At 73.3% G+C, this 24,802-nt stretch carries 27 protein-coding genes; 14 read left to right on the plus strand and 13 right to left on the minus strand.

Annotated elements, in window-relative coordinates:
• Positions 1-202 precede the first annotated feature (202 nt).
• Positions 203-1,882 carry an acyl-CoA dehydrogenase family protein gene (locus ABD343_RS20840; RefSeq protein WP_344530412.1) on the plus strand — a complete coding sequence of 560 codons (1,680 nt, stop codon included), beginning with the start codon at positions 203-205 and terminating at the stop codon, positions 1,880-1,882.
• Positions 1,883-2,282: 400 nt separating this feature from the next.
• Here ABD343_RS20840 and ABD343_RS20845 read toward each other — a convergent pair whose 3' ends face one another.
• Positions 2,283-3,014, minus strand: coding sequence for a DUF7873 family protein (locus ABD343_RS20845; protein ID WP_344530414.1), 732 nt, complete (start codon positions 3,012-3,014; stop codon positions 2,283-2,285).
• Between the two features lie 64 nt (positions 3,015-3,078).
• Here ABD343_RS20845 and ABD343_RS20850 point away from each other — a divergent pair, with 64 nt between their 5' ends.
• The gene (locus ABD343_RS20850) at positions 3,079-3,831 is read left to right on the plus strand and encodes a hypothetical protein (RefSeq protein ID WP_344530416.1); all 753 of its coding nucleotides are present in this window, start codon (positions 3,079-3,081) and stop codon (positions 3,829-3,831) included.
• Between the two features lie 301 nt (positions 3,832-4,132).
• On the opposite strand, the gene ABD343_RS20855 is transcribed toward ABD343_RS20850, so the two are convergent.
• Positions 4,133-4,744, minus strand: coding sequence for a TetR/AcrR family transcriptional regulator (locus tag ABD343_RS20855; protein WP_344530418.1), 612 nt, complete (start codon positions 4,742-4,744; stop codon positions 4,133-4,135).
• 62 nt (positions 4,745-4,806) lie between these two features.
• Here ABD343_RS20855 and ABD343_RS20860 point away from each other — a divergent pair, with 62 nt between their 5' ends.
• Positions 4,807-5,751: a beta-ketoacyl-ACP synthase III gene (locus ABD343_RS20860; RefSeq protein WP_344530420.1), complete on the plus strand. Its 945-nt coding sequence runs from the start codon at positions 4,807-4,809 to the stop codon at positions 5,749-5,751.
• A 27-nt stretch (positions 5,752-5,778) separates the two neighbouring features.
• On the opposite strand, the gene ABD343_RS20865 is transcribed toward ABD343_RS20860, so the two are convergent.
• Complete coding sequence (locus tag ABD343_RS20865) at positions 5,779-6,840, minus strand: carbohydrate kinase family protein (RefSeq protein WP_344530422.1); 1,062 nt, start codon at positions 6,838-6,840, stop codon at positions 5,779-5,781.
• Positions 6,841-6,975: 135 nt separating this feature from the next.
• Positions 6,976-7,740 carry an esterase/lipase family protein gene (locus tag ABD343_RS20870; protein ID WP_344530424.1) on the minus strand — a complete coding sequence of 255 codons (765 nt, stop codon included), beginning with the start codon at positions 7,738-7,740 and terminating at the stop codon, positions 6,976-6,978.
• Between the two features lie 155 nt (positions 7,741-7,895).
• On the opposite strand from ABD343_RS20870, the gene ABD343_RS20875 reads away from it, so the two are divergent.
• On the plus strand, positions 7,896-10,007 hold the full coding sequence (locus ABD343_RS20875) for a HEAT repeat domain-containing protein (protein WP_344530426.1): 2,112 nt from the start codon (positions 7,896-7,898) through the stop codon (positions 10,005-10,007).
• Positions 10,008-10,103: 96 nt separating this feature from the next.
• Here the strand turns inward: ABD343_RS20875 and ABD343_RS20880 are convergent, their stop codons facing one another.
• Positions 10,104-10,751 (minus strand): dihydrofolate reductase family protein, encoded by a 648-nt coding sequence (locus ABD343_RS20880; protein WP_344530428.1) that lies wholly within the window; start codon positions 10,749-10,751, stop codon positions 10,104-10,106.
• 104 nt (positions 10,752-10,855) lie between these two features.
• Positions 10,856-11,482 carry a DsbA family oxidoreductase gene (locus tag ABD343_RS20885; RefSeq protein ID WP_344530430.1) on the minus strand — a complete coding sequence of 209 codons (627 nt, stop codon included), beginning with the start codon at positions 11,480-11,482 and terminating at the stop codon, positions 10,856-10,858.
• Positions 11,483-11,595: 113 nt separating this feature from the next.
• Here ABD343_RS20885 and ABD343_RS20890 point away from each other — a divergent pair, with 113 nt between their 5' ends.
• The gene (locus tag ABD343_RS20890; RefSeq protein ID WP_344530433.1) at positions 11,596-12,519 is read left to right on the plus strand and encodes a helix-turn-helix domain-containing protein; all 924 of its coding nucleotides are present in this window, start codon (positions 11,596-11,598) and stop codon (positions 12,517-12,519) included.
• A 4-nt stretch (positions 12,520-12,523) separates the two neighbouring features.
• Here ABD343_RS20890 and ABD343_RS20895 read toward each other — a convergent pair whose 3' ends face one another.
• Positions 12,524-13,030: a hypothetical protein gene (locus ABD343_RS20895; protein WP_344530435.1), complete on the minus strand. Its 507-nt coding sequence runs from the start codon at positions 13,028-13,030 to the stop codon at positions 12,524-12,526.
• Between the two features lie 128 nt (positions 13,031-13,158).
• On the opposite strand from ABD343_RS20895, the gene ABD343_RS20900 reads away from it, so the two are divergent.
• A complete protein-coding gene (locus tag ABD343_RS20900) occupies positions 13,159-13,803 on the plus strand; it encodes an NAD(P)-dependent oxidoreductase (protein WP_344530437.1) in 645 nt (214 codons plus the stop codon).
• 24 nt (positions 13,804-13,827) lie between these two features.
• On the opposite strand, the gene ABD343_RS20905 is transcribed toward ABD343_RS20900, so the two are convergent.
• A complete protein-coding gene (locus tag ABD343_RS20905) occupies positions 13,828-14,298 on the minus strand; it encodes a MarR family winged helix-turn-helix transcriptional regulator (RefSeq protein ID WP_344530921.1) in 471 nt (156 codons plus the stop codon).
• A 144-nt stretch (positions 14,299-14,442) separates the two neighbouring features.
• On the opposite strand from ABD343_RS20905, the gene ABD343_RS20910 reads away from it, so the two are divergent.
• From ABD343_RS20910 to ABD343_RS20920, 3 genes are all read left to right on the plus strand, one after another.
• A complete protein-coding gene (locus ABD343_RS20910; RefSeq protein ID WP_344530439.1) occupies positions 14,443-16,128 on the plus strand; it encodes an MFS transporter in 1,686 nt (561 codons plus the stop codon).
• Between the two features lie 9 nt (positions 16,129-16,137).
• The gene (locus ABD343_RS20915; protein ID WP_344530441.1) at positions 16,138-16,626 is read left to right on the plus strand and encodes an NUDIX hydrolase; all 489 of its coding nucleotides are present in this window, start codon (positions 16,138-16,140) and stop codon (positions 16,624-16,626) included.
• Positions 16,627-16,766: 140 nt separating this feature from the next.
• Entirely contained in the window at positions 16,767-17,360 is a 594-nt protein-coding gene (locus tag ABD343_RS20920) for a hypothetical protein (RefSeq protein ID WP_344530443.1), read from the plus strand.
• Between the two features lie 36 nt (positions 17,361-17,396).
• On the opposite strand, the gene ABD343_RS20925 is transcribed toward ABD343_RS20920, so the two are convergent.
• The 3 genes from ABD343_RS20925 to ABD343_RS20935 form a co-directional block, all read right to left on the minus strand.
• Entirely contained in the window at positions 17,397-18,620 is a 1,224-nt protein-coding gene (locus tag ABD343_RS20925) for a GDSL-type esterase/lipase family protein (protein ID WP_344530445.1), read from the minus strand.
• Between the two features lie 20 nt (positions 18,621-18,640).
• Positions 18,641-19,240: a TetR/AcrR family transcriptional regulator gene (locus ABD343_RS20930; RefSeq protein WP_344530447.1), complete on the minus strand. Its 600-nt coding sequence runs from the start codon at positions 19,238-19,240 to the stop codon at positions 18,641-18,643.
• Positions 19,241-19,331: 91 nt separating this feature from the next.
• The gene (locus ABD343_RS20935; RefSeq protein ID WP_344530449.1) at positions 19,332-20,024 is read right to left on the minus strand and encodes a S1 family peptidase; all 693 of its coding nucleotides are present in this window, start codon (positions 20,022-20,024) and stop codon (positions 19,332-19,334) included.
• Positions 20,025-20,189: 165 nt separating this feature from the next.
• Between ABD343_RS20935 and ABD343_RS20940 the strand changes: the two genes are divergently transcribed.
• Both ABD343_RS20940 and ABD343_RS20945 read left to right on the plus strand, forming a co-directional pair.
• Complete coding sequence (locus ABD343_RS20940; protein ID WP_344530451.1) at positions 20,190-20,615, plus strand: CBS domain-containing protein; 426 nt, start codon at positions 20,190-20,192, stop codon at positions 20,613-20,615.
• A 98-nt stretch (positions 20,616-20,713) separates the two neighbouring features.
• The gene (locus tag ABD343_RS20945; protein WP_344530453.1) at positions 20,714-22,219 is read left to right on the plus strand and encodes a WD40 repeat domain-containing serine/threonine protein kinase; all 1,506 of its coding nucleotides are present in this window, start codon (positions 20,714-20,716) and stop codon (positions 22,217-22,219) included.
• 73 nt (positions 22,220-22,292) lie between these two features.
• Here the strand turns inward: ABD343_RS20945 and ABD343_RS20950 are convergent, their stop codons facing one another.
• Positions 22,293-22,649, minus strand: a complete 357-nt coding sequence (locus ABD343_RS20950) for an ATP-binding protein (RefSeq protein ID WP_344530455.1) — start codon at positions 22,647-22,649, stop codon at positions 22,293-22,295.
• Between the two features lie 97 nt (positions 22,650-22,746).
• Here ABD343_RS20950 and ABD343_RS20955 point away from each other — a divergent pair, with 97 nt between their 5' ends.
• Positions 22,747-23,601 carry a helix-turn-helix domain-containing protein gene (locus ABD343_RS20955; protein ID WP_344530457.1) on the plus strand — a complete coding sequence of 285 codons (855 nt, stop codon included), beginning with the start codon at positions 22,747-22,749 and terminating at the stop codon, positions 23,599-23,601.
• A gap of 1 nt (position 23,602) precedes the next feature.
• Complete coding sequence (locus ABD343_RS20960; protein ID WP_425578234.1) at positions 23,603-23,776, plus strand: DUF397 domain-containing protein; 174 nt, start codon at positions 23,603-23,605, stop codon at positions 23,774-23,776.
• Here the strand turns inward: ABD343_RS20960 and ABD343_RS20965 are convergent.
• Positions 23,760-24,425, minus strand: coding sequence for a helix-turn-helix domain-containing protein (locus ABD343_RS20965; protein WP_344530461.1), 666 nt, complete (start codon positions 24,423-24,425; stop codon positions 23,760-23,762). The genes ABD343_RS20960 and ABD343_RS20965 overlap by 17 nt on opposite strands.
• Here ABD343_RS20965 and ABD343_RS20970 point away from each other — a divergent pair.
• A complete protein-coding gene (locus tag ABD343_RS20970; protein WP_344530463.1) occupies positions 24,420-24,761 on the plus strand; it encodes a DoxX family protein in 342 nt (113 codons plus the stop codon). The two genes, ABD343_RS20965 and ABD343_RS20970, sit on opposite strands and share 6 nt — an antisense overlap.
• Positions 24,762-24,802 lie beyond the last annotated feature (41 nt).

Raw genomic sequence — 24,802 nt, forward strand, 5'->3', positions numbered from 1 at the left:
CTGAAGGGGCACGCACGGTGCGGGGCGCCCCGTACCCGGCTCTTGTAGGGGCGCGCCCGGCGTGGGGGGACTGCGCTTGCCAGCCCTGCGCCTTCGCGCAGACCTCCCAAGCGCAGCAGGGAATGGCGGTGCATCGCGGAATGCCCCCGCGCCCCTGAACGCGCACGCCCCAAACCAGCACGGGAGATTTATTCTGGCTGTCATGTCAGCCACCGCCGCAGCCCCGGACTCCGCCTCGACGCACACCGTGGCCAACCAGCCCCCGCCCCTGGTCGAGTACGACCTCTTCACCGAGGATCACGCCCTCGCGGAGGCCGTCGCCCGGCATGTGGCGCCCGAGCGCGCGGAGGAGGCGCGCGGCGAGCTGAGCGCGCTGGGCCGCGCGGCGGGCTCGGCGGAGGCCCAGGAGTGGGGCCGGCAGGCCAACGAGTGCCCGCCCGTGCTGCGTACGCACGACCGTTACGGGCACCGGATCGACGAGGTCGAGTTCCATCCCGCCTGGCACCGCCTGATGGAGCGCGGCGTCGCGGCCGGGCTCACCGACCCCTGGTCGCGCCCGGACGGGCAACTGCGCCGCTCGGCGGCGTTCTACGTGTGGTCGCAGGTCGAGGCGGGCCACGGCTGCCCCCTGTCGATGACGCACGCGGCGGTGCCCGCGCTGCGCCGGGAGCCGGAGGTCGCGGCCGAGTGGGAGCCGCTGCTGGCCTCGCACACGTACGACTACGGGCTGGACCGCCCCGCGTCCGCGAAGGCCGGCGCCATCGCGGGAATGGGCATGACGGAGAAGCAGGGCGGCAGCGACGTCCGGGCGAACACGACGGCGGCCGTACCCCTGACGAGCGGGGGCGAGGGGGAGTACGTCCTGACCGGCCACAAGTGGTTCTGCTCGGCCCCGATGTCGGACGTCTTCCTCGTCCTGGCCCAGGCGCCCGGAGGGCTCACCTGCTTCCTCGTCCCCCGCGTCCTGCCGGACGGCACGCGCAACACGTTCCGCATCCAGCGGCTCAAGGACAAGCTCGGCAACCGCTCGAACGCGTCGAGCGAGGTCGAGTTCGACGGGACGACGTGGGCGCGGCGCGTGGGCGAGGAGGGGCGCGGCGTGGCGACGATCATCGAGATGGTCGCGGCGACCCGGCTGGACTGCGTGACGGGCTCGGCGGCGCTGATGCGGCAGGCGGTCGCGCAGGCCGCCCACCACACCGCGCACCGCGCGGCGTTCGGCACGACGCTGATCGACCAGCCGCTGATGAAGAACGTGCTGGCGGACCTCGCGATCGAGTCGGAGGCGGCGACGGCGCTCGCGATGCGGCTCGCGGCGGCGTACGACGGCGCGGCGGCGGGAGACGCGCAGGACAGGGCGTTCCTGCGGCTGGCGGTCCCGGCCGCCAAGTACTGGGTGACGAAGCGCGCGACGCCGCTGGCCGCCGAGGCCCTGGAGTGCCTGGGCGGCAACGGTTACGTGGAGGAGTCCGGCATGCCCCGGCTGCTGCGCGAGTCGCCGCTGAACTCGATCTGGGAGGGCTCGGGCAACGTCCAGTCGCTCGACATGCTGCGCGCGCTCCAGCGTTCGCCCGACTCGCTGAACGCGTTCCTGAGCGAGATCGGCCAGACCCGGGGCGCCGACCACCGGCTGGACGACGCGGTGAAGGAGGTGCTCTCCGACCTCGGCGACCTGGACGGCATCGAGGGCAGGGCGCGGCGCCTCGCGGAGAACATGGCGCTCGTGCTCCAGGGCTCGCTGCTGGTGCGGTACGCGCCGGCGGCTGTGGCCGACGCCTTCTGCGCCTCGCGGCTGGGCGGCGACTCGGGGCTGGCCTTCGGCACGCTGCCGGTCGGTGCCGACACGGGCGCGATCGTCGAACGGGCGCTGCCCACGGCGTGACCCGCGCCGGTCGCGGCGCGCGAGCGGGCCCGGGAGACATGTCCAGTTCCCCCGGGCCCTGTGAGTGGTGCCGTCCCCTTGTTCACGCCTGCGACTGGCAGCCAGGGTCAGTCATGAGGCCGTCGTGCTCTGCCTTTGAGCTACAGCCGCACGGAGAGCGGCTGGCCGGACTTGAACCGGCATCCGACGGCAGGAGCCCGGGCCCAACCGTCCAGGCGAGGGGACAAGGCGGATACTGAGTCTGGAGCGAGAGTCTGAGATTGATCACGCCCCCGCCTTCGGCGGCGGGACCGTGCCGTCACGACAAACTTCCTTCTTCAGCTTGCGCTCCTCGCGCACCCTGGCCTCACGACTGAGCGCGGGCCAGGGGGTTCATGGGTGCCTCCTGAGAGGCGTGGTGCTATCCGAAAAGATAGCCGAACACGGCGTCGCCCACCCGCTGGTCGGTGATCTCCGCGCCGTTGGCCTCCTCGCGGGCGAACTTCACGGCCTGCTGGAGCTTCTCCAGCCGGTCCAGCAGCTCGCGCACGCGGCGCGCGGGCAGCGCGCCGGAGAACTTGACCGTCGTCCAGTACCCGACGGGAATGTCCTCGTAATAGACCTCGACCTGGGCCGGGTGCTTCTCCGTCGCCTCGGCCTTCACATGGTTGCGCGGCACCTTCTTCGTCCGCACGGTGCGCACCGGCTCGGTCTTCCAGGCGTCCGTGGACGGGTCGAGGGTCCACGCCTCGGCGGCGTCCAGCACCGGCAGCTTGCGGAGCACGGCGTGCAGCTCCGCCAACTGCTTCTCCAGGAACAGCAGATACGTCACGGGAGCCTGGGCGACCAGCACCCGCCCCTCCACGGTCACGTCCGCGCGGGCCTCGCAGTTCGTCCAGTCCTTGGTGGCCGTCACGTCGAAGAGCCGGGTGAGGGCCGCGGCGGAGTCCCGCAGCACATCCTCGGCCTGCACCTGCACCCGCGTCGACTCGGGCGGCAACTGCTCGCCCTCCTCGTCCTTGGGCTGGTACGTGCGCGAGATCCCGGCCAGCAGGGCGGGCTTCTGCAGCCCGCGCTGGGCCTCGGTCAGGTCCTGCTGCGCCTTGGTCCTGACGCCCTTCTCGACCGCGATGATCTGATTCAGTTTCGCCACGCCCTGAACCGTACTGGCATGCGAACCGCGCACGCGATCACTTTTCCTGATCGACAATGCGCCCATGAGCGTTGAACTCTTCCTCGCCATCAGCTCCGGCGTCGTCGCCCTCGCCAGCGCCGTGCTCTCCTCCCGGTCGAGCCGCGGCCAGGCGCTGCTCTCCGCGCGCCTCCAGGAACAGGCCGAGGCCCGCTCCCGCGACGAGGCCCGCGAGGACGTGATGAGCCGCTACCGGGACCCGCTGCTGTGGGCGGCGTTCGACCTCCAGGCCCGGGTCTTCAACTTCGCACGCGGCCCCGAGGCGTTCCTGGCCACGTATTACGAGCGCGGCACGCCCCGGGAGCGGGAGTACGCCCTGCGCAGCACGCTCTTCGTCTTCGCCGAGTACCTGGGCTGGGTGGAGATCCTGCGCCGCCGCGTGCAGTTCCTGGACCTCGGGGACAGCGCGGACAACCGCAGGATGGTCGAGCTGATGGACGCCATCAGCACCGCGCTCAACAACGACCCCGGCAACCTGAGCTTCCGCCTCTTCCGGGGCGAGCAACGCGCCATCGGCGAAACGGTGATCGCCCCCGGCGAGGGCGACACCTGCATCGGCTACGCCGAGTTCTCCCGACGCCTGGACGAGGACCCGGTGTTCGCCGCCTGGTACGCCGGACTCACCGAGTCCATCCGGGAGTTCGCCGCCCGCCCCACCCGGCCCGACCGCCTGATACGCCTCCAGCACGCCCTGATGGACCTGATCGACTTCCTCGACCCCCAGGTCGAACGCTTCCCCTCCCACATCAGGGACCGCCTTCACAACGAGGGCTGGTGATCCCCCGGCACGTACGACAGCACGGGGTCGGCCCAGCCGCCCATCCTGCGGCACAGCCCGAACCGCGCGGCCAGCCACCGCCTCCGCTCCCGTCCCCGCCCCCTTCCTCGTCCTCCCGGCCGTCCTCCCACATGAACTGCAGGACCGGCATCTGCGCACGGCGGCTGGAGGCGTGCGCGAGGATCAGCGACCCCAGCGACACGAGGACCGCGAAGCCCGATATCGCGATGGTCAGCATGGTCCCCGCTCCCGCCGACGGACGGCCCGGTCTGACCGACCGATACCCCGGTTCGCGCGGGGCTCACGCCCCGGCGGACAGGATCCGGTCCAGGGCGCGGCGGGTGCGGGCCGGGGCCGTGGGGGAGGCGAAGAGCTGGATCTCCTGGTTGAGCGCCATATAGAGGCCGGTGATCTCGAAGGCCGTCTGGTCGGGGTCGGTGCCGGGCGGGAGTTCGCCCGCCGCGACGGCGATGCGCAGGTCGTTCACGAGCAGGCGGCGGCCGCGCAGCAGGAGGCGGGCGACCGTGTCCCGTACGGGCCCGCCGCGCGTGTCGAACTCGGCGGAGGCGGCCGCGAAGAAGCAGCCGCCGGGGAACGCCTCGCGCTCCCGCTCCAGATAGCGGATCCAGGCCTCGCAGAAGGCCCGCAGCCGGGTGAGCCCCGGCTTCTCGTCGGCCACCGGCTCCCATACGAGGCGGGTAAAGAGCCCGGAGGCCCCGTGCAGCGCGGCGAGCTGGAGGGCCTGCTTGGAGCCGAAGTGGCCGAGGACACCCGCCTTGCTCATGCCGAGGTCGGCGGCGAGCCGGCCGAGGGTGAGCCCCTCCAGCCCCTCGACGGAGCCGATCGCGACGGAGCGCTCGATGATGCGCTCGCGCGTTCTGCGGGACTCCGCGGCGGACTTCCGTGGGCTCATGCCTCCATCGTAGCCCTGCGGTCCCATTTAACTTCCGATCGGTCGGTTGCTATATTCCGGCCATGCCCGGAACCCGTATCGCCGCGCTGGGCCACCACCAGCCCGCGCGCGTCCTCACGAACGACGACCTCGCGCAGATGGTCGACACCAGCGACGACTGGATCCGCCGCCGCACCGGCATCGTCACGCGCCGGATCGCCGGGGCCGACGAGTCCGTCACCGACCTCGCCGCCGCGGCCGCGGGCAAGGCGCTGGCCGCCGCCGGGCTCGACCCCGCCGACATCGGGCTGGTCACCGTCGCGACATGCTCGGCGATCGACCGCTGCCCCTCGATCGCCGCCCAGGTCGCGGGCCGCCTCGGCATCCCCGGCGCGGTCGCCTACGACCTCAACAACGGCTGCGCCGGATTCTGCACGGCCCTCGCCACCGCCGGGCACTCCGTGGCGGCGGGCGCGGCCCGGCACGCGCTCGTGATCGGCGCCGAGAAGATGTCCGACGTCACGGACTGGACCGACCGCAGCACGTGCGTGCTCCTCGGCGACGGCGCGGGCGCCGCGGTCGTCAGCGCGGCCGACGACGAGGGGCTCGGCCCCGTCGTGTGGGGCTCCGATCCGACGCGCGCCCAGGCCGTACGGCTGCTCGACGACTGGCACCCGCGCTTCGCGCAGGACGGCCAGACCGTCTTCCGCTGGGTCACCTCCGAGCTGCCCGCGCTCGCCCGCGAGGCCTGCGCCCGCGCCGGGATCGAGCCCGGCGACCTGGCGGGGCTCGTCACCCACCAGGCCAACCTGCGCATCATCGAGAACGTCGTGAAGCAGCTCGACCTGCCCGGGCACGTCGTCATCGGGCGCGACGTGGTGGACTCCGGCAACACCTCGGCGGCCTCGGTCCCGCTCGCCCTCTCCAAGATGGCCGAGCGCGGCGAACTCCCCTCCGGGGGCCCGGTGCTGCTGCTGAGCTTCGGCGGCGGAATGTCGTGGGCGGGGCAGGTCGTGCGCTGCCCGTAGGCCCGGCGCTCGCCCCGGCGGTCCGCCTCAGTCGTCGGAGCCGGGGACCGGGTCGGCCTCCCCATGCTCCCCGGTCTCCGGTTCCGGCTCCGATTCCCGCTCCGGCTCCGGTCCGCGCTCGCGCCCCGATTCGGACTCCGGCTCCTTCAGGTCCGCCGCCCACGGCGGGTTCGCGCCGCGCACCGCGACGACCGCCGACGCGACGCGGACGCCGAACTCCAGCGCGCTCCCGACCTGTTCGGCGTCGAGCGCGGAGAGGCGTCCGCCGAGCGCGCCGTCCCCGTGCAGCGCGTGCAGGAACCCGGCCATGAACGAGTCGCCCGCGCCGACCGTGTCCACCACGTCCGTGCGCGGCGCGTCGGCACGGCGGACCTCGCCGTCGAGCGAGGCGAGCACGCCCTCGGCGCCGAGCGTGATCACGACGAGCCGGGTCCCGGCCGCGTGGAAGACGTCCACGGCACGCTCGGGATCCGCGCCCGGCACGAGGTGCTCCAGGTCGTCGTCGGAGAGCCGCAGGATGTCGGCCGCCGCGCACCAGCGGGGCAGCGCCTCGCGGTAGACGGCCGGATCGACCAGCAGCGGGCGGACGTTGGGATCGAGGGAGACCGTCGCGTACGGCCGTACGAGCGTGAGCAGCTCCTCGACCGCCTCCGCGCCCGGCGGCCGTACGAGCGCGAGGGAGCCGGTGTGCAGACAGGAGAGCGGCGGCTTCACGGCGGCGACCAGCTCGTCCGTCGTCCACTGCCAGTCCGCGGTGCCCCGCGCGTGGAACGAGAAGTCCGCGCGGCCCTCCTCGTCCAGGTCGGCGACGGCGAGCGTGCTCGACTCGGCGGCGTCGACGCAGCCGCTCAGGTCGACGTCGGAGGCGGCGAGGTGCTCGCGGAAGAGGCGGCCGAAGATGTCGGAGGAGAGCCGCCCGACGAACCGGGTCGGCGTGCCGAGCCGCCCCAGCGCCACGGCCGTGTTCGCGGGACCGCCCCCGGGGAAGACCTCCAGCCCGAGCGGCGCGTCACCGCCGCGCGTGGTGAACGCGTCGGCCACGCACTCGCCGAGCACGGCTATGGGGTCGGGGGCGCTGCTCTGACTCATCCGGCTCATCCGGGCGGGCCTTTCCCTGGTGCATACGGTCCGCTGCCGAGTATCGCTCACCATGCCGGGGCGGCCGAGCCCGGTCCGCGTCCGCACGCGACCGGTCCGCGCCCGGGCGGGGCCCGCTCCGGGGGCTCAGCCGCCCCGCAGGAAGTCGCGCACCGCGCGGTAGACGTGCCGGTCACCGATCAGCTCCACGTGGCCGAGGGCCTGCGGCACGGTGTGGTTGGCGGCGCCCTGGAGCGGGGTGCTGTCGGCGGGGACGATGTCGTCGGCGTCCGAGCGCCAGGTGGCGTAGCGGACGGGGCCCGGGGTCTCGTCGCCCGCGTTGAGCGCCCGGAGGAAGACGGAGTCCTCGCCCATCTGGCAGGCGTCGGTGTCCGTGCGGGGCCCGCAGTCGCCCGTGAGCGGGGTGTCCATGCCCTGATTGGGGCCGGCGATCCCGGCGAACTCCCGTACGTGCGCCGTGCCGTCGAGCTTCTTGAGGTAGTGCCGGGCCGAGAGGTTCCCCATGGAGAACGCCACGAGGTCCGCCTTGGCGGCGCCCGTGTCGGCGAGCAGCTTCCGCACGGTACGGGCGATGACGCGGGCGTTCTCGTCGTTGGGCCGCCCGGCCGTGAGGTCGACGGCGGCGATCCGCTTCTCCTCGTACCCGTCGCGGACGAACCAGCGCCGGAACGTCTCCCAGTCGGCGGGGCTCCCGCCGAGCCCGTGCACGAGCACCACGGGATCCGGGTTCCGCGACGGACCGGCGGAGGCCCCGGGGGACTCGGAGGCCCCGGGGGACGCCCCGGCGTCCGCGTCCTTCCCGCGGCCGGGGTCGTCGTCCGCGCATCCCACCAGGGGCGCCGTCAGCACCAGCAGCCCCGTCAGCATCACCGCGCACCGGAGTCGCCGCACACCGCCTCCTCGTCCCCGTACGTACCGAACAGGACCGGACAGGACCGCTGTCCCGTGCAGTATGCGCGGAATCCCCGCGCGACTCGACAGTGCGGACGTCCGGCATGCTGTGATCACCGGGACCACCGCGGGGAGGGGACGACAGAGTGCGGCCAGTGCTGAGAGGGATCGAGGACGTCGACTGGGCGTCCATGGAGCACGCCTACGGCGACGCGTCGGACGTGCCGGAGCTGCTGCGCGGCCTGGCCTCGGACGACCCCGAGGAGCGGGAGACCGCGCTGGACGGCATGTACGGCGCGGTCCACCACCAGGGCGACGTCTACGACTGCACGGTCGCCAGCCTCCCCTTCCTCTTCGCCCTGCTCCTCGAACCGGCGGTACGCGACCGGGGCACGGTCCTGGCGCTGATGTGCAGCATCGCGGGGGACACGGTCCCGGACCCCGAGGAGATATGGACCGACTTCGAGGACGAGGCGGAGCACGAGGCCTGGGTCGCCCATTACGTGACCGCTTCCGAGACCGTACGGGGCCGCTCCGCCGAGCTGTTCGCGCTGCTCGGCGATCCGGACCCGGAGCTGCGCGCCGTCGTGCCGGGCGCGCTCGTCCGGCTCCACGCCGACGCCGGGCGGGTGCTGGAGGCGCTGCGCGCACGGCTGGCCGAGGAGCCCGACGCCGAGGTGCTGCGCGCCCTCGTCACGGCCCTCGCCGACCTGGGCGTACGGCACGGCGGGGAGACCGCCGAGGGCGCGGGCGACTGCCTGGTGCGCGTCGCCCACGAGGCCCGGCCCCGGCCCGAACTGCTGCTCGCGACGCTGACGGGCCTGGCCCGCTGCGCCCCCGCGCTGCTGCCGCCGAGGGCCGTGGAGTGGGTGAAGGAGGCCATGCGCGAGGCCCGCGAGGTGCCCCCGGACGCACCGGCGTCCCCGGACACATCGCCGTCCCCGGGCGCACCGGAGCCCGCGCGTCCGCGTACCGACACGATGGTGTCGTACCTGCGCGAGCTGCGTGCCGAGCACCGCGCCGCGCTCGACGCCGACGAGGCCGTCGAGCTGCTCCGGCGGCTCCAGACGGCGCTCACGGACCGTACGGACGCCCGACTGGAGCTGCTGGTCGACCAGTTGCGCAGCCCGTCGGTGAGGCAGCGCCGCGCGGCGATGCGCCAGGCCGGCATCCTGCTGTCGGGGTGGCGGCTGCCCAGCGAGGAGCCGGTCGCGCTGATCGCCGGTCAGACCATGGGCGACGACGCGCGTTCGGCGGCCGAGGCGCTGAGCGAACTGACGTTCCTGCACCCCCTCGCGCACGGCGTCGCGGACACGATCGCCGCGGCGGTCGAGGCGTACCGGCCGCGCGGCGACGTGGCCGCGTTCGAGCCGAAGCACGAGGAGCTGTACGACCGGGCCGTCGACGCGCTGGCCGCGCAGGGCGACCCGCGCGCCGTGCCCGAGCTGGCGCTGCGGCTGGGGCGGGAGGCCCCGCCGTACGACCTGGCCGAGCGGCTGCGTCCGCTCGCCCCGCACTCCGCTCCCCTCGGCCCCGTCCTGCTGAAGCGGCTCTCCCGGCTGCGCCCCGGGGCCCACTGGCGCCGCGCCCGTTTCCTCGACGCGCTCGCCGTTCCGGCGCCGCCGGAGGGCCTGCCGGTGGCGGGGGCGTACGCGGCGGCCGAGGACGTCCCGACGCGCCTCGCCGCGTTCCGCCTCCTCGCACGGTACGGCCCGGAGGCGGCCGGGCACGCGGAGGGCGTACGGGCGTGGGCGACGGCGGACATGGACCGGTACCGCGCCCTCCAGGCGGCCACCGCCCTGTGGCGGATCACCGGCGAGGACGACCTGGACCGCGTGCGCCGCGTCCTGGACGCCGCGCTGCGCGAGGGGCGGCCGCAGGAACGCGTACGGGCCGTCGAGACGGCGGGCCTCCTGGGCCGGCACGCGGCCCCGCTGCTGCCGCTGCTGCGCGAGCGCCTGGCGGACGACGACCACCGGACGTCCGCCGCGCTCGCCCTCTGGCGGGTGCAGGGCGACGCGGAGGAGACGGCGCGGCTTCTGGTGGAGCAGTGGAGGCGCCACGCGTTCCGGCTCCCCGACATCGCCGCCTGCCTGGCGGAACTCGGTCCGGCGGCGGCCCCCGCCGTCCCCCTGGCCCGCGCCGAGCTGGCCCGCGCCCGGCGCCACGGCAACAACGACGCGGCGGGCAACACCCGCCACCACGTGGACCTGGACGAGGCCCTGCGCCACGACTGCCGCCGCGTCCTCGCCGCGAACGGAGAGTGAGGGGGCCGGCCCTCCCGTGGCTACGGGGCAGCCCCTGCCCAGCAGTCAGAGCAGAGGGCAGCCATGAAACGGCGCACAAGCACCGGGCACGCAGCGTCACTTCCGCCAGAAGAGGTGGTGCGTGACGCCGCCGCGCGGGCTGGGCACGACATCGCGGTGGAAGCGGTCGAACAGCTCGTCGGGCGACTTCCAGAACGGGACCCCGCTGCCCAGTTCGACCTCGGAGACGGCGACGTGGAGTGTGTCCACGAGGTCCGCTTCGAGGAACGCGCGGATGATCGTGGCGCCGCCGCCGAGCCGGACGTCCTTGCCCCTGGCCGCCTCCTTCGCCCGGTCGAGGACGGTCGCCGGGTCGGCGTCCACGAAGTGGAACGTGGTGTCGGAGAGCGTGAACGAGGGCCGGGTGTGGTGGGTCATCACGAACACCGGGGTGTGGAAGGGCGGTTCGTCGCCCCACCAGCCCTGCCACTCGTGGTCCTCCCAGGACCCCTCCTGCGGGCCGAACTTGCCGCGGCCCATGATCTCGGCGCCGATGTTCCGGTGGAAGTCCCGCGTGAGGTAGTCGTCCAGGCCCCGGCTGCCGCCCGGGTCCGTACGGTTCGGCCAGCTCGCGGTGGCTCCGGCCCAGGACATCAAGGCCCCGGGGTCGGCGTGGCCGAAGGGCTTCTCCAGGCTCCGGCCCTCGCCGGCGCCGAAGCCGTCACGGGAGACGGTGAAGTTCTGGACGCGAAGAAGCTGACTCATGGGGTTCCTTCACTCGTACGTGCGTACTCGCTGTCTCGCTGAGGTGTCGGAAAGGAGACCGCCGCCGGCTCCGGAACTCATCGCGCTTCCGGAGAGAATTTCGATCACCCCAGCGCGGCCAGCAGCGCCTCCTCCGGCTGGTCCTCCGCCAGGACCGTGCTGTCCCCGAAGCGGTAGACGGGGCCCGTCTCGCTGCCGAGGTCCCGGGTACGGGCGAGTTCGGCGCGCAGGAGGGCGGCGTCCTCCGTTCCCTCCGTCGCCACCCCCACGTCCTCGGCCAGGCGGGCGAGGACCTCGGGGTCCGAGAGGTGCAGTCCGTCGGTGAAGTACGCGCGGAAGAGGCGCTCGGTCATCGCGACGCCGCGCCCCTGCGCGACGGCGCGGGCCCGGAGGAGGTGCGCGGCGAAGGTGCTGGTGAAGAGCGCCCGGTCGAAGCGGACGCGGAGGCCGTCGGCGGCCCCGAGGGTGCGGTCGGCGCGGATCGCGCGGGCGGCCTCCTCGCCCTTGTCCCGCTTATGGACCTCGAAGAGCGGCTCGGCCTCGGCCGGTGCGCCGGGCCGGACCCGGTACGGGCGCAGCACCAGGTCCACGGGCCCGCCGCCCTCCTCCTCATGACGGCGGAGGGCGCGGACGAGACGGGTGAAGCCCAGGTACGAGCGGGCGCACACGAAGTCGTGGATCAGCTCGACACGGCGTACGGGCGTGGTGGCCGGCGTGGTCGTGGTCGTCATGGGCCCCAGCCTCGGTACCAGGGTCCGCACAAGGGAGTACCGGACCTTTCCTGGGAACGCCCGTACCAGGCTCCGCCCTCCCCGAACGCGCTCTCGGTCCCGATACTGAGCGGGTGAACGACGACCCCGACCCCAGCCCCGACGGCGCCGACCGCACGCTCGGCACGGCGCTGCGCCGCTGGCGCGACCGGACCGGACCGGGCGATGCCGGGCTCCCCCGGGAGCAGGCCCGGGCCCGGCGCGCGCCCGGGCTCCGGCGCGAGGAGCTGGCCGCACTCGCGGGCGTCTCCGTCGACTACGTGATCCGGCTCGAACAGGGCCGCGCGTCCTCGCCCTCCGGCCAGGTCCTCGCCGCGCTCGCCCGCGCGCTGCGGCTGACGCCCGCCGAACGCGACCACCTGTATCTGCTGGCGGGCCAGTCCCCGCCGGTACCGCGCCAGATCTGCGCGCACCTCACGCCCGGCGTCCTGCGGCTGCTCGACCAGATGGCCGCGACGCCCGTGGGCGTCCATGACGCCGCGTGGAACCTCGTCGCGTGGAATCCGCTGTACGCGGCGCTGATGGGTGACCCCTCCGCGCTGCGGGGGCGCGAACGGAACGTCCCGTGGCAGCACTTCACCGGCGGCGCGGGGTCCGCGCGCGTCACGCACGGCGGTCCCGCGGCGACGGCCCGGTTCGAGGCGGCGATGGCCGCCGACCTGCGCGCCGCCACCGCCCGCTATCCCTCGGACCCGGATCTGCGGGCGCTGGTCGCCGAACTCCGCGCGGCGAGCGCCCGGTTCGCCGCGCTGTGGGACACGCACGAGGTCGGCGTCCATACGGCCGACGCGAAGACGGTGCACCACCCGCGGGTCGGGCCTCTGGAGCTGACCTGCGACGTGCTCACGGCGCCCGGCACCGACGTGCGGCTCGTCCTCCACACCCCGGCCCCCGGCACGGACGCGGCCGACAAGCTGCGGCTGCTCGACGTCCTCGATACGCAGGCCATGGCGCAGACCACGACGCACGCCATGACGCCGGCCCCGGAGTCGGCCTGAGCCCTCAGCCCGCCGACTCCTCCGGCCGGGTGCCCGCGCCGATGCTCGTGCCCGGCTTGCGCGGCGTGCGGTGGCCGCTCACGGCCGCCCAGACCACGCCGACCAGGGTCACGACGAGCCCGGCGGCGGTCAGGACGTTCGCGGGGGACACCTCGCGGAGCACGTCCGGGTCCACGCGCGTACCGTCCAGCAGCCCGGCGTGGATCACGTGCGAGCCGCCGATCCCGGCGAGCGCCGCGCCGAGCACGACGGGCACCAGGAAGCCGTCCCGCGCGCGCAGCCAGAGCACGGCCGCGGCGCCGAAGCCGAGCGCGGCGAGGAGGCTCGGCAGGGCCGCCAGCTCGTCCGGGTCCACGGCGATGATGATCTTCGAGTCGATCCAGGCACCGGCGGAGATCGCCGCGCACCCGACGGCGAGCAGGACCACGCACCGCCACAGCGCTCCCCAGGCCGACCTGCGTCCCTCCAGGTCGTACGCGAGCGGTGGGCCGGAAGGGGCAGGTGAGGTCACCGGCACATCATGACGTACGCCGCCCCGGGCGTCACCAGGCCCCTTGCTCCGTTCCCTATGCACCGTTTGCCCTTCTTCGTGCGGTTCATACGGTGGAAGGCGACGCCACTCCCCCAGGAAGGCCCGCCATGAAGATCGTCCTGCTCGGCGCCACCGGCATGGTCGGCAGCCGCATCGCCACCGAAGCGCTCTCCCGGGAGCACGAGGTCACGGCCATCACCCGTTCGGGCCTGGCGCCCGAGGACGGAAATCCGCGGCTTACGGCGGTGGCCGCCGACGCCTCGAACCCGGAGCGGATCGCCGAACTGGCCGCCGGGCACGACGTCGTGGCCTCGGCGCTGGTGCCCCCGCGCGACGGCAGCGATCCGCGCGAGCCGTTCAGCGCGCTCTACGACGACGTCCTGCGGGGCGTACGGCAGTCCGGCGTGCGCCGCATCGTGATCGTCGGCGGCGCGGGCAGCCTGCTCGTCGGGCCCGGCGAGATGCTGCTGGACTCCCCCGGCTTCCCCGACGCCTACAAGGGCGAGGCACTGGCCCACCACGACCTGCTGACGAAGCTCCGCGACGTCGAGTACCTCGACTGGACCTACATCTCGCCCGCCCCCGAGATCGCCCCCGGCGTGCGCACCGGCACCTACCGCATCGGCGGCGAGCGCCTGCTGACCGGCGACGACGGCACCAGCTCTATCAGCGCCGAGGACTACGCGATCGCGTTCGTCGACGAGCTGGAGAGCGCGGAGCACCCGAACGAGCGCATCTCCGTCGTGCACTGATCCGTCGTGCACTGAGCACGCCGCTCAGGCCCCCTCGCGCCCGCCACGGCCCGGACCGCCCTCCCCGTACTCGTCCGCGAGCAGCGCGCCCATCGCGTCGCGCAGCTCGTCGAGGAACCCCTCGAACTCCCGCAGCCGCTCCGGGTCGTGGCGGGCCACCACCTCCGTGAGCCGCGCGCTGTACGGGCCGAAGAACTCCACGGCGCGCGGCCTGATCTCCGGGCTGCTGCGCAGCGTGACCACGCGCCGGTCGGCCTGCTCGCGGGTACGGACGACGTGCCCGGCCTTCTCCAGCCGGTTGAGCAGCGCGGTCGTCGCGCCGGACGACAGCGAGACGCGCTCGGCGAGCCGGGCCGGGGAGAGCGGGGTGCCCTTGTCCTCCGCGTAGAGGATCTCGGCGAGCGCGGCGGCGTCGGTGGCGTGCAGCCCGAGCCAGACGGCAAACCGCCGGGTGAACTCCGTGTAGTTGGCGCCGAACGCGCGCAGCCCGTCCATCAGCCGGTCCCGCCGCTCCTCCACCCGCTCCTCCACCCGTTCCGTCACCGTGTCCCGTCCTCTCCTCGCATGCCCCGGGGTTTGACAACGTACCGCGGCCATGAAGTACCTTCACCGTAAAGTTACTCACTCATGGAGGTACTTATGGGGGTACCCATGCCCCGCCGCTGGCTCGGTCTCGTGGCCGTCTCGCTGGGCGTCGCGCTGATCGTCGTGGACCTCACGATCGTCAACGTGCTGCTGGCACCCGTCATCGAGGACCTCGGGATCGACTCGACCGAGGCGCAGTGGGTCCAGGAGTCCTACGCGATCGTCTTCGCCGCGCTCCTGCTGCTCGCCGGCCGCCTCTCCGATCTGTACGGGGCGCGCCGCGTCTTCCTGCTCGGCCTGGCCGTCTTCGGCGCGACGAGCCTGGGCGCCGGGCTCGCGCCGGACGGCGGGACGCTGATCCTCGCGCGGTTCGTCCAGGGCGTGGGCGGCGCGATGATCCTGCCGTCCTCGCTGGCCCTGGTGAACGCGGCGTTCACGGGCCGGGAGCGCGGACAGGCGTTCGCCGTCTGGGGCTCGACGATCGGCGCCGCGGCGGCGGTCGGCCCGCTGCTCGGCGGCTGGCTCGCGGACTTCTCCTGGCGCTGGGCCTTCGGCCTCAACATCCCCGCCGTCGCCCTGATCGCCCTCGCCGCCCGCCTCTGCCTCCCGGCCTCGCCCCGCTCCCGCGGCCGGGTGGACGCGCCCAGTGCGGCGCTCTCGGCGGCGGGGCTCGGGCTGCTCGCGTTCGCGCTGGTCGAGGGGCGTACATACGGCTGGCTGGCGTCCGTCGAGCCGCTGACCGTCGGCGGCGTCACCTGGGGCGGCGGGCCCTCGCCCGTACTCGTCGCGCTCGTCGCCGCCTCGGCCGCGCTGGCCGTCTTCTGGCGCCGTCAGTCCGCGCTGCGGCGGCGCGGCGCGGAACCGCTCATGGACGTCGGCCTGTTCGCGCTCCCCTCCTTCCGGAACGGGAACGCGGTCACGCTCGTCGTGGGGCTCGGGGAGTTCGGGATCGTCGCCGTCCTGCCGCTCTGGCTCCAGTTCACCCTCGGCTACAGCGCGTTCGAGGCGGGGCTCGCGCTCGTGGCGCTCGCCGCGGGCAGCTTCGTCGCGAGCGGGGCCGGCTTCTCGATGGCCGCGACGGTGCCGCCGCTGACCCAGGTGCGGCTCGGGCTCGGCCTGGAGGCCGCCGGGCTGGCCGCGCTCGGCCTGTGCGCGGCGACGGACAGCGCCTGGTGGCCGGTCGCCGGGGCGCTCTTCGTCTACGGGATCGGGGTGGGCCTCGCGACGGCCCAGGTCACCAATGTCGTCCTCGCCGAGGTCCCCGCCGCGAGCGCGGGGCAGGGCTCGGGCATCCAGAGCGCGTCCCGCGAACTCGGCTCCGCGCTCGGCATCGCCGTGCTCACCACCCTGTTCTTCAGCACGCTCGGCACGTCCCTGCGCGACCGCCTCACCGGCGCGGGCATGCCGGACGCGGAGGCCGAACGCCTCAGCGGCGCGGTGACGGACAGCGCCGGGGCGGCGATCCCCTCGCTCGCGGACGGGCCGGGCGGCGCGGAGGCGGCGGACGCGGCACGCGCGGCGATGACCACCGGCCTCCAGGCCGCGAGCTACGCGTGCGCCGGACTCCTGCTGCTCGCCCTCGCCGCGACCTGGTCCCTCACACCGCGCGCGGACGGCGCGGAGCGGAAGAACGACCCGGAGGAGGGCGGGAAGAACGACCCGGAGGAGGGCGAGAAGAACGGCCGGGAGGAGGGTGATCAGCGGGCCGAACCCCTGACCGCGCCCGGCAACGGTGGCTAGGGTGCCGCCATGTCTGCCGCCGCCGCTCCCCCGCCCCACGGGCCCGCCCCCGCGTACGTCGTCAACGTCTGCGTCGCCCTGCGGCGCGGGGACCGCTGGCTGTTGATCGTCCGGCACCCGGACCTCGGGCACGCCGGGGGCACGCTCTCGGTGCCCGGCGGGAAGGTGGAGGAGGCCCGTCCGCGCGACGACGTGCTGGAGGCGACGGCGCGGCGGGAGGCGGCCGAGGAGGTCGGCGTCGACCTCGACGGCGTTCCGCTGCGGTACGCGGAGAGCACGTTCTTCGTCTCGGATCAGGGAACGCCGGTCGTGAACGTGGTGTTCGCCGCCCGCCTCCCCGAGGGCGCCGAGCCGTACGCGGCGGCGCCCGGCGAGGTCTCCGGGCTCCGGTGGCTCACGCGCGAGGAGCTGGAGGCGGAGGCGGACTGCCCCTCGTGGACGGTCCGGAACATCCGCAGCGCCGCCGCGGTCCTTGTCATGGACCCCCCGAACACCTAACCGGAACTCCGCGCACGTATGATCGCTCCGCCCGTGCGGCAGCCCTGCCAGAACGTGACGCTGCCGGAGCACGGCCGACGATCGATGCCGCCCGTCCACGGGACGGGCGGGAACGGGGAGAGCACCACATGCGGAACGGAATGACGTCCACTGTCCGGCGCGCGGCCTGTGTCGCCGCCTGCGCGGCGCTCGCGCTGACCGCCACGGCGTGCGACGGCGGCAAGAAGAGCAGGGGCGGCGGCTCGGACGGCGGCTCGTCCACCCAGCAGGACGAGAAGCCGAAGGTCCTGAAGCTGGGGCAGCCCGCCCCGGAGCCCCAGACCTTCTCGGGCTCCAAGAAGGCCGAGTTCGAGGTCGCGCCCACCAAGGTCACGATGGGCGAGCCCGGGGACCTCGCGGACCTCGACAACCAGAAGACGGCCAAGGGCAAGGTCCCCGCCTGGATCTACGTGAAGGCCAAGCAGGTCGAGGGCGGCACCACGAAGAAGCCCATGATCATGAGCGACTTCGGCGCGAAGGCGGGCGGCGCCTCGGCCAAGCGCCTCATCCTGCTCATGGGCGGCCTCAAGGCCACCCCCAAGGACTGCGTGGACGACGACAGCGTCACCTGGACCAAGGGCAAGACGGCGACCGTCTGCCAGGTCTACCTCGTCCCGCAGGGCAAGAAGATCGACGAGGTGCTGCTCAGCCGAGGGTTCACCGCCGAGCCGCAGCGCTGGGCCGTCAACAAGTAGCCGCAGCCGGCCCGCGGCGGGCTGCCGAGGGCCCTCTCACCCCGCCCGGGTGAGGGGGCCCTTCTCCGCGAAGGCCAGTTCCGCGAAACGCTCGCCGATCCGGCGGTGGGTCTCGGCGTCCGGGTGCAGCCCGTCCGGCAGCGGCAGTTCGGCGTGGTCGGCCTCGCCGTACAGCTCGCGGCCGTCCAGGAGGCGCAGGTGCGGGTCGTCGGCGGCGCGCTGCTCCACGATGCGGGCCAGCTCGTCCCGGATGACCCGCAGCGTGAGTTTCCCGGCGGCCGTCTCGGCCGGGTCGCCGGTCGCCCGGAAGCCGAGCCGCCCCTCGCTCAACGCCTCGAAGTCGAAGGCGCCGGGGCCCGGAGTGTCCTCGTGTATCGGGCAGTACAGGGGCGAGACGACCAGCAGCGGCGCGTCCGGGTGCCCCTCGCGGATGGTGTCGAGGAACCCGTGCACGGCCGGGGTGAACGCACGCAGCCGCATCAGGTCGGCGTTGACGATATTGATGCCGATCTTGACGCTGAGCAGGTCGGCGGGCGTGTCCCGCATCGTCCCCGCCGTGAACGGGTCGAGCAGCGCGCCGCCGCCCATGCCGAGGTTGACCAGCTCCACGCCGCCGCGCGCGGCGGCGAGCGCGGGCCAGGTCGTCGACGGGCTCGCGGCGTCGGAGCCGTGGCTGATCGAGCTGCCGTGGTGCAGCCACACCGGGCGGCCCCGGTCCGGCACCGGCTCGACGGGCGCGTCGGTACGGAGCGCGACCAGCTCGGTGGTCTCGTTGTGCGGCAGCCAGATCTCGACGTCCTTGACGCCCTCGGACAGCGCGCCGAACCGGACGGTGCCGACGGGCCCCTCGGTGATCTCCGCGCTCCCCGTGGCGAGATCGACGGTCACCGTGTTCCCGCCGGAGGCGGACGCGCGGCCGGTCAGACGGCCGTCCACGAGCAGGTCGTAGACGCCCTCGGGGCGGGGCGGCGCGCCGCGGTAGACCCGCTTGGTGGCGAGCGCGTCCAGCTCGACGGCGGTCGCGGCCGTACGGAACACGAGGCGGACGCCCGACGGCTGGGACTCGGCCATCGCGAGCTGGCCGTCCGGCGTACGGGCGCGGGCCCACGCGGGCAGCCGGTGCGGCAGGACGCCCCGCGCGGTGCGCTCCAGCTCGGCGGCGCCGCGCAGCAGCTCTTCCGGGACCGTGGTGATCCAACGGTGCGGGGGGTTCGGTTGGCCCGGTCGGTTCGGGTGGTCCGGGTGGTGCTCGGTGTGCATGGCTTCAACCTGTCGTTCGTTCAGGGGAGTTCGTCGGCCACGCCCTCGGACGCCTGGGCGGGCCAGTTGCGCAGCAGGGAGTCGAGGGCGTCGATGACCCGTTCCCAGGAGACCTGGGGGTCGGGGGCGCTGTGGCTGAAGCTTCCGGACAGCTCCAGCGTCACGTAGCCCTGGAAGACGCTCCCGAGGAGCCGGATCGCGTGCGTCTGGTCGGGCTCCTCCAGCGCGTACCCCCGCAGGATGGCGCGCGTCATCTGCGAGTGCCGCACGCCCGCGCTCGCGGCGGCCGTCTCCGGGTCCAGCGGCGTCTGCGCGGCGGCGAAGCGGCCGGGGTGCTCGCGGGCGTAGTCCCGGTAGACGTTCGCGAAGGCGGCGAGGGCGTCCTTGCCCGCGCGGCCCGCGAGCGCGGCGGAGACCCGGTCGGCCATCTCCTCCAGCGCGAGCAGCGCGATCCGGACCTTCAGCTCCTGGGAGTTCCGCAGGTGCGAGTAGAGACTCGCGACCTTCACGTCGAACCGCCGGGCCAGCGCCGAGACGGTCACCGCCTCGAACCCCTCCTCGTCCGCCAGCTCGGCCCCGCCCCGGGCCAGCACCTCCGCGGACAACCCCGCACGCACCATTCCCTCACCTTCCGTTTGCCTGAATCGATTATGCACCTCCCTAAAACCTTTAGGCAAACGCCTTAGCTCTTTCAGTGGGAGTCGGTCGGGCTCAGTAACCGACGGTGAGGCCCATGGCGGAGAGGGGTTTCACGACGGGCTGGTAGTACGTGGCGCCGCCCGAGGCGCAGTTGCCCGTGCCCCCGACGAGGATGCCGACGGCCGCGTTCCCGGAGACCGCCGGGCCGCCGTCGTCGCCGGGCTCGGCGCAGATGTCGGCCCGGAACAGCCCGTTGACGACGCCCTCCGGGTAGTTGATCGAGACGTTGAGCTGCTGGATCCGCCCGCAGTGCCACCCCGTCGTCGGACCGGACCGGCACACCGCCATCCCGGCCACCGGCTCGACGGCCCGCTCGATCCGCACCGCGCCCGGATACGCGTTGACCTCGCTCGGGTACGTCAGGTCCGGGTTGGTGTAGCGGATCACCGCGTAGTTGCCGCCGGGGAAGTGCGCGGCGACCGTCTCCCCCACGGGCACCGTGCGCTGCGCGTCCGCGAACCAGCGCGTGCCCACGTCGCCGCAGTACCCCGGCATCAGCCCGTAGAAGCGGGTGCCGTCCGTCGCGTTGAAGCCGATCGTGCAGCGGGTCCCGGCGTCGCTGAAGACCCCGTCCCCGCCGCGTACGGCCCCCGCGGCGGCGCCCTCCGCGTGCGCCGCCCCCGGCGCGGCGACCACCGCCAGCAGCGCGAGGCACGCGAGCAGAGGGGCCAGGATCGCTTTGCGTACTGCACGTGCGGCGCTCATAGCGCCTCCTACGGAAGTCAGGGTCCGTGACGGACGGAGCGCGCTCATTGTGGCCGAGGTACGCCCGTGGGGTAAGCGCGCATCCGGCCACCGTGCGCCCGCCCGGCACCGCCGGGAGAATGGCCAGGGACAGCAGCGTCGGACGGCAGCGAGGAGGAGAGACCCATGACCACAGCCGCCGACATCATGAACCCCGGGCCCCAGTGGATCCCGGCCACCGAAACCCTCGACAGGGCAGCGCAGTTGATGCGCGAACTGGACGTCGGCGCCCTGCCCGTCAGCGACCCGACGGACCCCCGCGAGCGCATGATGGGCATCATCACCGACCGCGACATCACGGTCCGCTGCGTCGCCGCGGGCCACGACCCCTCACACGTCACCGCCGGCGACCTCTGCCAGGGAACGCCCCGCTGGATCCGCAGCGACGCGAGCGTGGACGAGGTCCTCGACGAGATGGAGAGCCACCAGATCCGCCGCCTGCCCGTCATCGACGACGACAAGCGCCTCGTCGGCGTCATCAGCGAGGCCGACCTCGCACACCACCTCAGCGACGAGCAGCTCGCCCACTTCGTCGAACGCGTCTACGCCTGACCGAGCCCGGCACACGCCCTGCGACGTTCCCCACGGCCGCCGACCAGGATCACGCGCACGGCAGGGCAGGGGAGTTGAGGACGTGGAGGGCAATCGGCATGGCCGCAGAAGACGCGGACCCGGTAAGGGCTGAGCGGGCCACGGTCTTCCAAGAGCTGGAAGCTGACGACCCCGAGAAGTTGGGTGACTACACCCTGGTGGCGCGGCTCGGTGCGGGCGGCATGGGCACGGTCTACCTCTCGCACACCCAGGCCGGGCGGCCGGTCGCCATCAAGGCGATCCGCCCGGAGCTGGCGGACGACCCGACGTTCCGTCGACGCTTCCGCCGTGAGGTGGCCGCCGCACAGCGGGTGCACGGCCTGCACACGGCCCCCGTCATCGACAGCGACATCGACGGCACCCCGCTCTGGCTCGCCACGGCCTTCGTGGAGGGGCCGACGCTCTCCACCGCGGTGACACGACACGGCCCGCTGCCGGAGTCGGCTGTCCTGCTGCTGGCCGCGGGGGTGGCCGAGGCACTGCAGGCGGTACACGGAGCGGGCATCGTGCACCGCGACCTGAAAGCGTCAAATGTGCTGCTGGCCACGGACGGCCCTCGCGTCATCGATTTCGGCATCGCCCGGGCCGCCGATGCCACGGCCCTCACGGACACCGGGGTTGCCGTAGGCACACCCTCCTTCATGTCGCCCGAGCAGGCCGTGAACGAGGAAGTCGGCCCCGCGACCGACATCTTCTCGCTCGGCCAGCTCGTCACGTATGCCGCGAAGGGCACACCAGCGTTCGGGGAAGGCCAGGCATACGGCGTGCTGTACCGCATCGTGCACGAGGAACCGGATCTGGCCGATGTGCCCGAGGCCCTGCTCCCCCTCCTGAATCGCTGCCTCGCCAAGGATCCCGGCGAACGGCCCTCACCCGCCGAGGTCATCGACCTGTGCCAGGCGGCCTCCAGCGGCGGCGTGCTGCGACGTCCCCGCAACTGGCTGCCCGAAGCGATCACTGCGGACATCACACGGCACCAGGACGTGCCCGCGCAGGCAGGAGCGAGCACGACCGCTTCGGCCTCGGATTCTCCAGAGGCGTCGAAGAGCGTCTCGGCGGACCCGCCGGAACGTCCGGACCCTGTCGCGGTGGACGAGGCACGACGCGAGCTCGCCGAAACGCCGAAGCCCGCCCGGAAGGCGGTCCCGCGGCGAGCGCTCCTCGCCCTCGGCGCGACGGCCCTCGCGGGCGTGGGCGGCACAGCCGCGATAGTCGGTCTGCGAGAAGACTCAAAAGACAAGAGTCCAGAGAGCCCCAAGGCAAGGAAAGCCACCGTAAAGGCCGCGCACATCCTTACGGGCCACAGGAAGGCTCCCCTTTGTGTGGCGTTCAGGTCGGACGGCAAGTCCCTGGCGACCAGCGGCGACTCCGAGAAGGTGTTGCTGTGGGACGTGGCAACGGGCAGAAGACGCTCCCTCGCCGGCCGCGAAGGTGCGGTCTATTCCGTGGCGTTCAGCCCGGACGGCACAGTCCTCGCCACCGGCAGCGAGGACGAGACCGTACGGCTTTGGAAGGCAAACGGAGACGTTCCGCTCTCAGCGGCGCACGTCGGCCGACGAACCTAGTACGGCACCCGGACCCACCCGGTCTGAGGGAATTCGGCGGGCGAGGCCGGAGTGAGCGCGAGCGCGCGGACCGTCACGGCTCCGCCAGTTCGCACCACACCGTCTTCGCGCACGCGTGCCGCTCCACGCCCCACCGCGCGGCGAGCGCGTCCACGAGCGCGATTCCGCGCCCCGACTCCGCGTCGGGGCCGGCCGCGTCCTGCCGTACGGGCACCGCGCCCGGCGCCGGGTCGGTGACCGCGAGCCGCGCGTGTCCGCCACCGGTCCAGGAGAGCCGCACGCTCACCGGCGCCCCCTCCCCCACGTGCACGATCACGTTCGTGACCAGCTCGCTCACGCAGAGCGCCGCGATGTCGCCGAGCCCCCGGCTGCCCCACGCCGCGCAGTGCAGCGCCACCCGTTCCCGTACGGCCGCGAGCGCGCTCGGCACCGCGAGCAGCGGGATCGTAAGTGCTTGCCGCCCGGTCGGTTCCAGTCGCCGGAGAACATAGTCGTGCGACCGCGCCCCACCGGAAACGGCGGTAACCATGCCAGGTCCCAAGGACATCGACGGCTCGGCGGGCGTCCCCACCTTCTACGGCAAGGAGCTGCGCTGGAAGCGCGAGCAGGCCGGGCTGACGCAGCAGCAGTTGGTGGAGGGCAGTTTCTACGGAGCCACGCATCTCAGCGAGATCGAACGCGGCGAGCGGCGCATGCCGCGGGATCTCGCCGAGCACGTGGATCGCGTCCTCGACACGGACGGCTTCTTCAGCCGCCGCTGCGAGGACGTCCGGCGCGCGAGGAGGGTCGGGCACGCGTTGTATTTCGAGCGCGCCTTGGAGGCCGAGAAGCGGGCCGATTCCATCGAGGAGTGGAGCCCGACGCTGTTCCCAGGGCTCCTCCAGACCGAGGCGTACGCGCGAGCCATCGTGGAAGCAGCGCACCCCATGGAGCACCCGGACAAGGTGGCCCTCAAGGTCGATGCGCGCCTGGCACGCGCCCAGATCCTCAACGATGACGCCGAACGCCCCGAGTTCTGGTGCATCTTGCACGAGTCGCTGCTCACCCAGCCCGTCGCCCCGGCACCCGACATGGCTGATCAGTTCGAACACCTCATGGAGTTGACGTTGACCCGTCGGGTCGTTCCACAGATCGTTCCGTGGAACGCGGGGGCGCACCCCTTCATGATGGGCATGGCCACCGTCATGTCGTTCCCCGACGCCCCTCCCATCGTCTACACGGAGTCGCTGTACAGCGGCGAGACCATCGACGATCCGGCGCTCGTGAAGCGATACCGCAAGGCATACGATCGGCTCAGGGCCGCCGCACTGCCGCCGAAGGCGTCCCTAGCCCTGATCCAGGCAGCGGCAGAGGACTATCGAAATGGCAAGCAGCCAGATTGACTTGAGCACATTCGAGTGGCGCAAGAGCAGTTACAGCAACGGCGATGGCGGCAGTTGCGTCGAGGTCGGCATAGCCGAAGGCTTCATCCCCGTGCGGGACACGAAGAACGGGGGCGAGGGGGACACCCTCGTGTTCTCCGGGGACGCTTGGGCCCGTTTCATCGAACGGTTGTGAACGAACCCGGCGTACGGCCCAGCAGCGTGCGGGCCGTACGCGTGAGGTGGGGCTGATCGGCGAAGCCCGCCTCGGCCGCGGCGGTCGCGGGCGGGGCCTGCGCGAGGGCGGTGACGGCGGTCCGGAGACGGGCCCAGCGCCGTAGCAGGACGAGGGGGACGCCGACCGACTCGCGGACGAGGGCCCGTAGCCGTACGGGCGAGAGCCCGACCTCTTCCGCGGAGGCGCCGGAGTTCAGGGCGTACGCGACCCTGGGGTCCAGCTCGGCAGGGGCGGCACCTGTCAGAGCGACCAGCTCCTCGTACGCGGAGTCGAGGTCGGGCAGGGCCGCGCGCAGGCGGCGTACCGATGCCGCCGACAGGGGCGTGATCTCTGCCGGGCCCGCGAGGAGCCAGGGGTCGAGGAAGAGCGCGGCGTACCCCGCGGTCGTACGGCACGCGTGTGCGAGTTGGGGCGGGACGAGGAGGCCCGGGCCGGAAACGGCGCGACCGCCCGTCGCCACGGCCTCCCCCTCGGAGAGCACCAGCTTCCAGGCGGGGTGCCGGTGACGGCGGACCGCGTAGGGGCGGGGCTCGGCGAAGAGGGTCAGACGGCGATCGTTCTGTTCAAGCGTCCAGGCGCGGTCGGCGGAGAGCATCGCGCCATGCACGCTATCTCCGCACTCGCGCTCGCGTCACTCCTGATCGGTTCGGGCATCGCGCACTTCCTCGTACCCCGTTACTTCCGCGGGCTCGTACCGGACTGGGTCGGCCACGCCGGGCCGGTCGTCGCGGCGAGCGGGGTCGCGGACCTCGTGGTGGGCGGGGCGCTGTGCGTACCGGGGTGGCGGGAGGCGGGCGCGTGGGCGGCGGCCGTACTGATCACCGCGTATCTGCCCTCGCACCTGGACGCGCTCCGGCACGCCCGCCCCGCGTGGGCGCTCACCCGGCTCGTCGTGAACCTCGCGTACATCGGCGGAGCGGTGGCCGTCGCGATGGCGGCATAGACCTCGTCTAGGATCAGCGCGGCAGAGCAGGGGAGTTGACG

This window comes from Streptomyces albiaxialis (genome assembly GCF_039530985.1).
Lineage (GTDB): Bacteria > Actinomycetota > Actinomycetes > Streptomycetales > Streptomycetaceae > Streptomyces > Streptomyces albiaxialis.

What these genes read in the sequence shown, in the direction of transcription:
- ABD343_RS20970 (WP_344530463.1), top strand. Translation starts at nt 24,420, where the DNA reads ATGCACGCTATCTCCGCACTCGCGCTCGCGTCACTCCTGATCGGTTCG.
- ABD343_RS20930 (WP_344530447.1), bottom strand. Translation starts at nt 19,240, where the DNA reads ATGGTGCGTGCGGGGTTGTCCGCGGAGGTGCTGGCCCGGGGCGGGGCC.
- ABD343_RS20915 (WP_344530441.1), top strand. Translation starts at nt 16,138, where the DNA reads ATGTCTGCCGCCGCCGCTCCCCCGCCCCACGGGCCCGCCCCCGCGTAC.
- ABD343_RS20860 (WP_344530420.1), top strand. Translation starts at nt 4,807, where the DNA reads ATGCCCGGAACCCGTATCGCCGCGCTGGGCCACCACCAGCCCGCGCGC.
- ABD343_RS20905 (WP_344530921.1), bottom strand. Translation starts at nt 14,298, where the DNA reads ATGGACGGGCTGCGCGCGTTCGGCGCCAACTACACGGAGTTCACCCGG.
- ABD343_RS20945 (WP_344530453.1), top strand. Translation starts at nt 20,714, where the DNA reads ATGGCCGCAGAAGACGCGGACCCGGTAAGGGCTGAGCGGGCCACGGTC.
- ABD343_RS20940 (WP_344530451.1), top strand. Translation starts at nt 20,190, where the DNA reads ATGACCACAGCCGCCGACATCATGAACCCCGGGCCCCAGTGGATCCCG.
- ABD343_RS20880 (WP_344530428.1), bottom strand. Translation starts at nt 10,751, where the DNA reads ATGAGTCAGCTTCTTCGCGTCCAGAACTTCACCGTCTCCCGTGACGGC.
- ABD343_RS20885 (WP_344530430.1), bottom strand. Translation starts at nt 11,482, where the DNA reads ATGACGACCACGACCACGCCGGCCACCACGCCCGTACGCCGTGTCGAG.
- ABD343_RS20920 (WP_344530443.1), top strand. Translation starts at nt 16,767, where the DNA reads ATGACGTCCACTGTCCGGCGCGCGGCCTGTGTCGCCGCCTGCGCGGCG.
- ABD343_RS20850 (WP_344530416.1), top strand. Translation starts at nt 3,079, where the DNA reads ATGAGCGTTGAACTCTTCCTCGCCATCAGCTCCGGCGTCGTCGCCCTC.
- ABD343_RS20840 (WP_344530412.1), top strand. Translation starts at nt 203, where the DNA reads ATGTCAGCCACCGCCGCAGCCCCGGACTCCGCCTCGACGCACACCGTG.
- ABD343_RS20900 (WP_344530437.1), top strand. Translation starts at nt 13,159, where the DNA reads ATGAAGATCGTCCTGCTCGGCGCCACCGGCATGGTCGGCAGCCGCATC.
- ABD343_RS20865 (WP_344530422.1), bottom strand. Translation starts at nt 6,840, where the DNA reads ATGAGTCAGAGCAGCGCCCCCGACCCCATAGCCGTGCTCGGCGAGTGC.
- ABD343_RS20955 (WP_344530457.1), top strand. Translation starts at nt 22,747, where the DNA reads ATGCCAGGTCCCAAGGACATCGACGGCTCGGCGGGCGTCCCCACCTTC.
- ABD343_RS20855 (WP_344530418.1), bottom strand. Translation starts at nt 4,744, where the DNA reads ATGAGCCCACGGAAGTCCGCCGCGGAGTCCCGCAGAACGCGCGAGCGC.
- ABD343_RS20925 (WP_344530445.1), bottom strand. Translation starts at nt 18,620, where the DNA reads ATGCACACCGAGCACCACCCGGACCACCCGAACCGACCGGGCCAACCG.
- ABD343_RS20910 (WP_344530439.1), top strand. Translation starts at nt 14,443, where the DNA reads ATGGGGGTACCCATGCCCCGCCGCTGGCTCGGTCTCGTGGCCGTCTCG.
- ABD343_RS20935 (WP_344530449.1), bottom strand. Translation starts at nt 20,024, where the DNA reads ATGAGCGCCGCACGTGCAGTACGCAAAGCGATCCTGGCCCCTCTGCTC.